The sequence below is a fragment of the Cryobacterium sp. TMT4-10 genome, from assembly GCF_004403275.1.
Taxonomy (GTDB): domain Bacteria; phylum Actinomycetota; class Actinomycetes; order Actinomycetales; family Microbacteriaceae; genus Cryobacterium; species Cryobacterium shii.
In genome coordinates, this window is sequence record NZ_SOGU01000073.1 from 1 (window position 1) to 6,797 (window position 6,797).

General features: G+C 69.3%; 8 protein-coding genes and 1 riboswitch. Of the genes, 4 read left to right on the forward strand and 4 right to left on the reverse strand.

Annotation, left to right across the window (positions count from 1 at the left end; genetic code table 11):
• Positions 1–170: 170 nt before the first annotated feature.
• From E3T42_RS10170 to E3T42_RS10180, 3 genes are read left to right on the forward strand one after another with little or no spacing between them, the layout of a single operon-like run.
• A complete protein-coding gene (locus E3T42_RS10170; RefSeq protein WP_134402958.1) occupies positions 171–1,097 on the forward strand; it encodes an ABC transporter ATP-binding protein in 927 nt (308 codons plus the stop codon).
• Positions 1,094–1,942 (forward strand): ABC transporter permease, encoded by an 849-nt coding sequence (locus tag E3T42_RS10175; protein WP_134402959.1) that lies wholly within the window; start codon positions 1,094–1,096, stop codon positions 1,940–1,942. The genes E3T42_RS10170 and E3T42_RS10175 overlap by 4 nt, the downstream gene beginning before the upstream one ends.
• Positions 1,939–2,766: an ABC transporter permease gene (locus E3T42_RS10180; RefSeq protein ID WP_134367988.1), complete on the forward strand. Its 828-nt coding sequence runs from the start codon at positions 1,939–1,941 to the stop codon at positions 2,764–2,766. Before E3T42_RS10175 ends, E3T42_RS10180 begins: the two co-directional genes overlap by 4 nt.
• Before the next feature lie 58 nt (positions 2,767–2,824).
• On the opposite strand, the gene ribH is transcribed toward E3T42_RS10180, so the two are convergent.
• From ribH to ribD, 4 genes are read right to left on the reverse strand one after another with little or no spacing between them, the layout of a single operon-like run.
• Positions 2,825–3,307, reverse strand: a complete 483-nt coding sequence (gene ribH, locus E3T42_RS10185; protein WP_134402960.1) for a 6,7-dimethyl-8-ribityllumazine synthase — start codon at positions 3,305–3,307, stop codon at positions 2,825–2,827.
• The gene (ribA, locus tag E3T42_RS10190) at positions 3,304–4,566 is read right to left on the reverse strand and encodes a GTP cyclohydrolase II (RefSeq protein ID WP_134402961.1); all 1,263 of its coding nucleotides are present in this window, start codon (positions 4,564–4,566) and stop codon (positions 3,304–3,306) included. Before ribA ends, ribH begins: the two co-directional genes overlap by 4 nt.
• Positions 4,563–5,195 (reverse strand): riboflavin synthase, encoded by a 633-nt coding sequence (locus tag E3T42_RS10195; protein ID WP_134402962.1) that lies wholly within the window; start codon positions 5,193–5,195, stop codon positions 4,563–4,565. Before E3T42_RS10195 ends, ribA begins: the two co-directional genes overlap by 4 nt.
• Positions 5,196–5,202: 7 nt before the next feature.
• On the reverse strand, positions 5,203–6,219 hold the full coding sequence (ribD, locus tag E3T42_RS10200; protein ID WP_241976019.1) for a bifunctional diaminohydroxyphosphoribosylaminopyrimidine deaminase/5-amino-6-(5-phosphoribosylamino)uracil reductase RibD: 1,017 nt from the start codon (positions 6,217–6,219) through the stop codon (positions 5,203–5,205).
• 106 nt (positions 6,220–6,325) lie between these two features.
• Positions 6,326–6,456: riboswitch (FMN riboswitch) on the reverse strand.
• Positions 6,457–6,689: 233 nt separating this feature from the next.
• Between ribD and E3T42_RS10205 the strand changes: the two genes are divergently transcribed.
• Positions 6,690–6,797 (forward strand): FGGY family carbohydrate kinase (locus tag E3T42_RS10205; RefSeq protein WP_134402963.1); only part of this gene is annotated, 108 nt, incomplete at its 3' end.

Sequence of the window (6,797 nt, forward strand, 5' to 3'; positions counted from 1 at the left end):
CAGCGGCCGGGGCAGCGGCCGGGGCGGCAGGCCGGGCGGCGGGCCGGGCGGCGGGCGGGGCGGATGCCTCGCGGGTCGAAGAGGACGGGGGGTTCGTGTTCGGGGTGCTCACCAGTTGAGCTTAACCGCATCCCGCGCGGCGTCGGTCGCCCGGTCTACAGTGGGGAACTGTGCCAGAGCCCGTCATCGTTGCCCAGAATCTCGTCAAGAAGTACAAGGATTTCGCCGCCGTCGACGGCATCTCCTTCGAGGTCGCTCCCGGAGAGTCGTTCGGGTTGCTCGGCCCGAACGGCGCCGGCAAATCCACGACCATGCGGATGGTGGGGGCCGTCTCCACCCGCACCGGCGGCGACCTGCGCATCCTCGGCATGGACCCGGACCGGTACGGCCCGGAGATCCGCTCGCGCCTGGGCGTCGTGCCGCAGACCGACAACCTCGACACCGAACTGAGGGTGCGGGAGAACCTGCTCGTCTACGGGCGCTACTTCGGCCTCCCGCGGGCCCAGGTTGCCCGCCGTGCCGACGAGCTGCTCGCGTTCGCGCAGCTGGAAGACAAGGCGAAGGCGAAGGTCGACGCCCTGTCCGGCGGCATGAAGCGGCGCCTGACCATCGCCCGGGCCCTGATCAACGAGCCGAGCATCCTCCTGCTCGACGAGCCCACCACCGGGCTCGACCCGCAGGCCAGGCACATCCTCTGGGACCGGCTGTTCCGGCTCAAGGAACAGGGCACGACCCTGCTGCTGACCACCCACTACATGGATGAGGCGGAGCAGCTCTGCGACCGGCTGGTCGTCGTCGACAAGGGCGTCATCATGGCCGAGGGCGCCCCGGCGCAGCTGATCCGCACCTATTCGTCCCGGGAGGTGCTCGAGGTGCGGTTCGGCTCGGACCTGAACGCCGACGTGGCCGCGCAGCTCGCCGGGATGGGCGACCGGCTCGAGGTGCTGCCCGACCGCATCCTGATCTACAGCGAGAACGGCGAGTCCGAGCTGGTGCGCATCATCGACGCGGGGCTGAAACCGATCACCAGCCTGGTGCGGCGCTCCAGCCTCGAAGACGTGTTCCTGCGCCTGACCGGGCGGACCCTGATCGAATGAGCACGCCCACGCCCCCGCCCGGCTCCGTCGGCGACCAGGCCATCCGTGCCACCCGGCACGCCCGGCGCTGGGGTTCCTGGTATGTGGCCGAGCACCGCTTCCGGGTGATGCGCTCCTACGCCCAGACGGTGGTCGTGACCGCCATCGGCAACCCGGTGATCTACCTCTACGCGATGGGCGTCGGCCTGGCCACCCTCGTCGACGCCAACCTGGGCCCGGACGCGGTGGCCGGGGTCAGCTACCTGGCCTTCGTCGCCCCCGCCCTGCTCTGCAGCGCGGCGATCACCGTGGCCAGCGAGGAGTTCACCTACCCGATCATGCTCGGCTTCAAGTGGAACCCGGTGTTCTACGGCATGAACGCCGCCCCGATCCAGCCCGGGCAGATCATCAACGGCATCGTCATCTCGGTGGCCCTGCGGATGAGCGTCACCTGCGGCATCTACTACGCGTTCATGCTGGTCTTCGGGGCGGTGCCGTCCCCGGCCGGGTTCCTGGCCGTCTTCGCGGGCCTGCTCACCGGGCTCGGCTTCGGCGCCCTGCTGATGGCGTACACGGCCACCCTGACCGAGGACACCGGTCAGCTGGCCATGGTGATGCGGTTCATCATCCTGCCGATGACCCTGTTCTCCGGCACCTTCTTCCCGCTCAGCGTGCTGCCGGTCTGGCTGCAGTGGATCGGCTGGATCTCCCCGCTCTGGCACGGCACCGAGCTCGCCCGGGTGCTGACCTACGGGGCGAGCGAGCCGATCTGGCTGAGTGTGACGCACGTGCTCTACCTGGCGATTCTGCTGACCCTGGGCTGGACCTGGGCGCGCCGGGTCGCCGCGAGGAGGCTGAACAAATGACCGGGATCGACGACCTGAGAACGGATGCCGCGGCATCCCGCCCGCTCGGCGCCCTCTACGCCGGCAACGCTCGCAGTGTCATGCTGCGGGGCTGGCAGGCGACGCGGAGCACGAACTGGCTGGTCGTGGTCAGCGGCTTCTTCGAGCCGATCTTCTACCTGCTCTCGATGGGGCTCGGCCTCGGCGCCCTGGTCGGCACGATCACAACCGAGTCCGGCCAGGAGGTTCCCTACGCGGCGTTCATCGCGCCGGCGCTGCTGGCGGTCGCGGCGATGAACGGCGCCATCTACGACTCCACCTGGAACGTGTTCTTCAAGATGCAGTTCGCGAAGCTCTACGAGGGGATGCTGTCCACCTCGCTGGGCCCGCTGGATGTCGCGCTCGGCGAGATCTCACTGGCCCTGCTCCGTGGGGCGCTGTACGCCACCGGGTTCATGGTGGTGATGCAGGTGCTCGGGCTGAACCTGTCCTGGTGGGCGCTGCTCGCCCTGCCGGCCGTGCTGCTGATCGCGTTCGGCTTCGCGAGCGTGGGGATGGCGGTGACGAGCTTCATGAAGACGTTCCAGCAGATGGACTGGATCAACTTCCTGCTGCTGCCGATGTTCCTGTTCTCAGCCACGTTCTATCCGCTGAGCGTCTACCCGCAGCCGATCCAGTACGTGATCCAGGTGCTGCCGCTCTGGCACGGGATCGAGCTCGTGCGCGGCCTGACCACCGGCCAGGTCGACGTGGGCATGCTCTGGCACGTGCTCTACTACCTGGTGATGATCCTGCTCGGCCTGGTCTTCACGACCAGGCGCCTGCGCGCCCTCTTCCTCGACTGAGAGTGCCCGTTCCGGTCGAGAGTGACCCGCGGAACGGGCACTGTCGACCGGAACGGGTTCAGTCGAAGCTGTATCCCCGCAGCTTCTGCAACAGCTGGGCGGTCGCGATGGCCGCCGCAGCCGCCTCCGCGCCCTTGTCCTCCTTCGAGCCGGGCAGGCCGACCCGGTCCAGGCCCTGCTGCTCGTCGTCGAGGGTGAGCACGCCGAAGCCCACGGGCTTGCCGGCGTCCAGCGCCACCCGGGTCAGGCCATCCGTCGCCGCCGCCGACACGTACTCGAAGTGCGGGGTGCCGCCGCGGATGATCACGCCGAGGGCGACGACCGCGTCGGCGCCGTTGTCGAGGGCGACCTTGCATGCCACCGGCAACTCGAAGCTGCCGGGCACCCGCACCAGGGAGTGGCGGGCCCCGGATTCCTCGAGCACCCGGGTGGCACCGGCGATCAGCCCGTCGGTGATCACGTCGTGCCACCGTCCGGCGACGATCACGATGTCCAGCCCGGTTCCGTCGACGCTGACCTCGGGGGAGCCTGCTCCGCTCATAGTGTGATTCCCTTCAACATGTCGCTGTCTGTGATGCGGTGGCCCATCCGGTCGCGCTTGACGGCCAGGTAATCCTGATTGTGGGTGCCGACGCCGACCACCAGTGGCACGCGTTCGGTCACCTCGATGCCGTGCGCCTCGAGCTGGCGCATCTTCTCCGGGTTGTTGGTCAGCAGGCGCACGGAGGAGATGCCCATCTCGTGCAGGATGGCCGTCGCGGCGCCGTAGTCGCGGGAATCCGCGGGCAGGCCCAGCGCGAGGTTGGCGTCGAAGGTATCCAGCCCCTCCTCCTGCAGTTTGTAGGCGCGCAGCTTGTTGATCAGGCCGATGCCGCGCCCCTCCTGGCCACGCAGGTAGACGACGACTCCGCCCTCGACCCGGATCGTCTCGAGCGCCGCGTCGAGTTGGGGTCCGCACTCGCACTTGAGTGACCCGAACGCCTCCCCGGTCAGGCACTCGGAATGCACGCGCACGAGGGCGCCGTTCGCGGGGGTGCCGGAGACGATGGCCACATGGTCCGCACCGGTCATCCGGTCGCGGTAGGCCCGCACCTGGAAGGCCCCGTGCACGGTGGGAACGGTGGTCTCCACCTCGAAGTCCACCCGCGGCGACTCGAGGATCGGGCTGACGGTGGGCAGGTCCGTGTCGCAGTGGAACTCCTGCAGGTACGCGATCAGGTCCTTGATCGTGATCACGAGAACCCCCTCGCGCTCGCCGAGTTCGAGCAGCCCGGGCAGGCGCATCATCTCGCCGTCCTCGGCAACGATCTCGCAGATCGCGGCGACCGGCACGAGTCCGGCGAGCTTCATCAGGTCGACGGCGGCCTCGGTGTGGCCATCGCGCTCACGCACGCCGCCGTCCCGGGCACGGAGCGGCATGATGTGGCCGGGACGGTGCACGCTGGCGGGCGTGGAGTCCGGGTCGGCCAGCACCCGCAGGGTGTGGGCGCGGTCGCCCGCGCTGATCCCGGTGCTGAGGCGGTCCGCCGCGTCGACCGACACGGTGTAGTTGGTGCCGCGCGCATCCTCGTTGTTGAGTACCATCACCGGCAGGTCGAGCTTGTCGGCGAGGTCGTTGGTCATCGGCGCGCAGATGAAACCGGAGGAGTAGCGCACCGTCCAGGCGATCCACTCCTGAGTGGCCAGCTGGGCGGAGATGATCACGTCGCCCTCGTTCTCACGGCCCTCGTCGTCGGCGACGATGACCGGTTTCCCCAACCTGAGTGCGTCCAGGGCGGCGGGGATGTCAGCGAGACTCATGAGTTGCTCCTTTTCGATCCTGCGTCAGCCAGGGCGAGCATGCGCTCCACGTGGCGGGCCAGGATGTCTGTTTCTATGTTGACGCGATCGCCGGCCGCGCGCTGTCCCAGCGTCGTGGCGGTGAGGGTTTCGGGGATGAGCGAGACTTCGAACCACTGGTCCGGTTCGCTCGCCGGGCTGATGTTGCTGACGGTCAGGGAGACGCCGTCGACGGCGATTGACCCTTTGCCGGTGACCAGCGGGGCCAGTTCGGGGGAGAGGCTGAACCGGAGCACCCGCCACGCATCGCCGGGGGTGACGCCCACCAGGGTGCTGGTGCCGTCGATGTGGCCCTGCACGATGTGTCCGCCCAGCCGGTCGCCCACCCGGGCGGCGCGTTCGAGGTTGACCGGGCTGCCGGGCTGCACCGCGTCGAGGGTGGACATGGCGAGGGTTTGGGCCATCACATCGGCCGTGAACGTGTCACCGGTGCGCTCGACGACCGTGAGGCAGACGCCGTTGACCGAGATCGAGTCCCCGTGGCCCGCATCGGCCACGACCAGCGGTCCGCGGACGGTGAGCCGGGCGGCATCCGCCCCGCGCTCGACCTTCTCGACCTGGCCGAGTTCCTCGATGATTCCGGTGAACATGCTTCCCCTATCTGGGCCGGGCCACGACGAGGAGGTCCTCGCCGAGCCGGACGTAGTGTTCGATGGTCAGTCGCCGCTGCTCGTCAATGCCGGCGACGCCGATGTCGCCGAGGGCCAGCCGGCCGCCGCCGAGCAGCGTGGGCGCCAGGTAGACGAGGTACTCGTCCACGAGGCCGGCCGCGACGAACGCGCTGGCGAGCGTGGGCCCGCCCTCGATGAAAGCGTGACGGATGCCGCTCCGGTGCAGTTCGCCGAGCACCGCGAGCAGGTCGTGGGTGGCGAAGATCAGCGGCGAGTGCGGGTGGCCCCGCACGGCGGCGCCCACGGGGATGCCGCGGGCGCCGATCACGACCGGCACCGGCTGCGCGGGCAGGAGCTGCCCGTCGGCGTCGCGGGCGGTCAGCGCGGGGTCGTCGGCGAGCACCGTGCCGGTGCCGACGAGGATGGCGTCGGCCGCCGAGCGGCGCCGGTGCACGTCCTGGCGGGCTTCCGGCCCGGTGATCCAGCGGCTCGTCCCGTCCGCGGCGGCTGCCCGGCCGTCGAGGCTCGACGCCCACTTGAGCGTAACGAACGGTCGTCCCAGCCGGGCCGCGACGAGCCAGTCGGCGAGGAAGGGCTCGACCTCGTCGGCGAGCAGCCCGCCGACGACGTCGACGCCGTGGGAGCGCAGTCGGTCGGCTCCGCCGCCGGAGACGGGCCCAGGGTCGGCGACCGCGTAGACCACGCGGGCCACGCCGGCGTCGATCAGCGCGAGCGCACAGGGCCCGGTGCGCCCGGTGTGGTTGCAGGGTTCGAGGGTGACGACGGCGGTCGCGCCGCGGGCGGCTCCGGCCGAAAGCCGGGCGAGGGCATCCACCTCGGCGTGCGGCGTGCCGGCGCCACGGTGCCAGCCCTCCGCCAGGAACTGCCCGGAAGCGTCGAGGAGGACACAGCCGACGCGGGGGTTCGGGCCCGTGGCCGGTCCGTTCGCGGCCAACTCGAGCGCACGCCGCATAACGGCCTCGAGCGTCGCCTGGTCGGTCATTTCCGGTCCTCGTTCGTTTCTGAACGAACTCCGGGTTTTCGGTGCGCTGAACACCGTGTGGGTTGCGCAAGGCGAAACCCGCCGATCGGCCGGGAAGGCCAATCGACTCGTGCGCCTCTCATCCGGACTTTAACCGTCGGTGCTGGAATTTCACCAGCTCAACCGTTTCGCCCTGGAGCGGAACGGGTCGCGGACTTTCACCGCCGGTTCGGATTCACACCGACCCCGGAGCACGTTTCTTGTTACTAGTTATATCTCAACGCATCCGTCGCCGGGTAATTCCCGGCCCGGACTGTTCACAGCTCGCACAGTGCCCGGGTCGACTCTCGGCGACGCACAGGCTCACCGGGGGCGGCGGTCGTTCCTTCCCCGTGGGGGGTGCGCACCGATTATCGTTTCTAGTCAGGGCCTCACCAGCACTCACGGCCTCACCAGTACGCAGCGTCACGACCTGACAAGGGAGTTAGTCCATGACCGAACACGTCATCGCAATCGACCAGGGCACCACCAGTACCCGCGCGATCATCTTCGACAAGGCCGGGACGATCATTTCCGCCGGTCAGCTCGAGCACGAGCAG

Bases quoted from the DNA above. Each gene is read 5' to 3' on its own strand.
- E3T42_RS10180 (WP_134367988.1), top strand. From the start codon at position 1,939: ATGACCGGGATCGACGACCTGAGAACGGATGCCGCGGCATCCCGCCCG.
- E3T42_RS10175 (WP_134402959.1), top strand. From the start codon at position 1,094: ATGAGCACGCCCACGCCCCCGCCCGGCTCCGTCGGCGACCAGGCCATC.
- ribA (WP_134402961.1), bottom strand. From the start codon at position 4,566: ATGAGTCTCGCTGACATCCCCGCCGCCCTGGACGCACTCAGGTTGGGG.
- E3T42_RS10195 (WP_134402962.1), bottom strand. From the start codon at position 5,195: ATGTTCACCGGAATCATCGAGGAACTCGGCCAGGTCGAGAAGGTCGAG.
- ribH (WP_134402960.1), bottom strand. From the start codon at position 3,307: ATGAGCGGAGCAGGCTCCCCCGAGGTCAGCGTCGACGGAACCGGGCTG.
- ribD (WP_241976019.1), bottom strand. From the start codon at position 6,219: ATGACCGACCAGGCGACGCTCGAGGCCGTTATGCGGCGTGCGCTCGAG.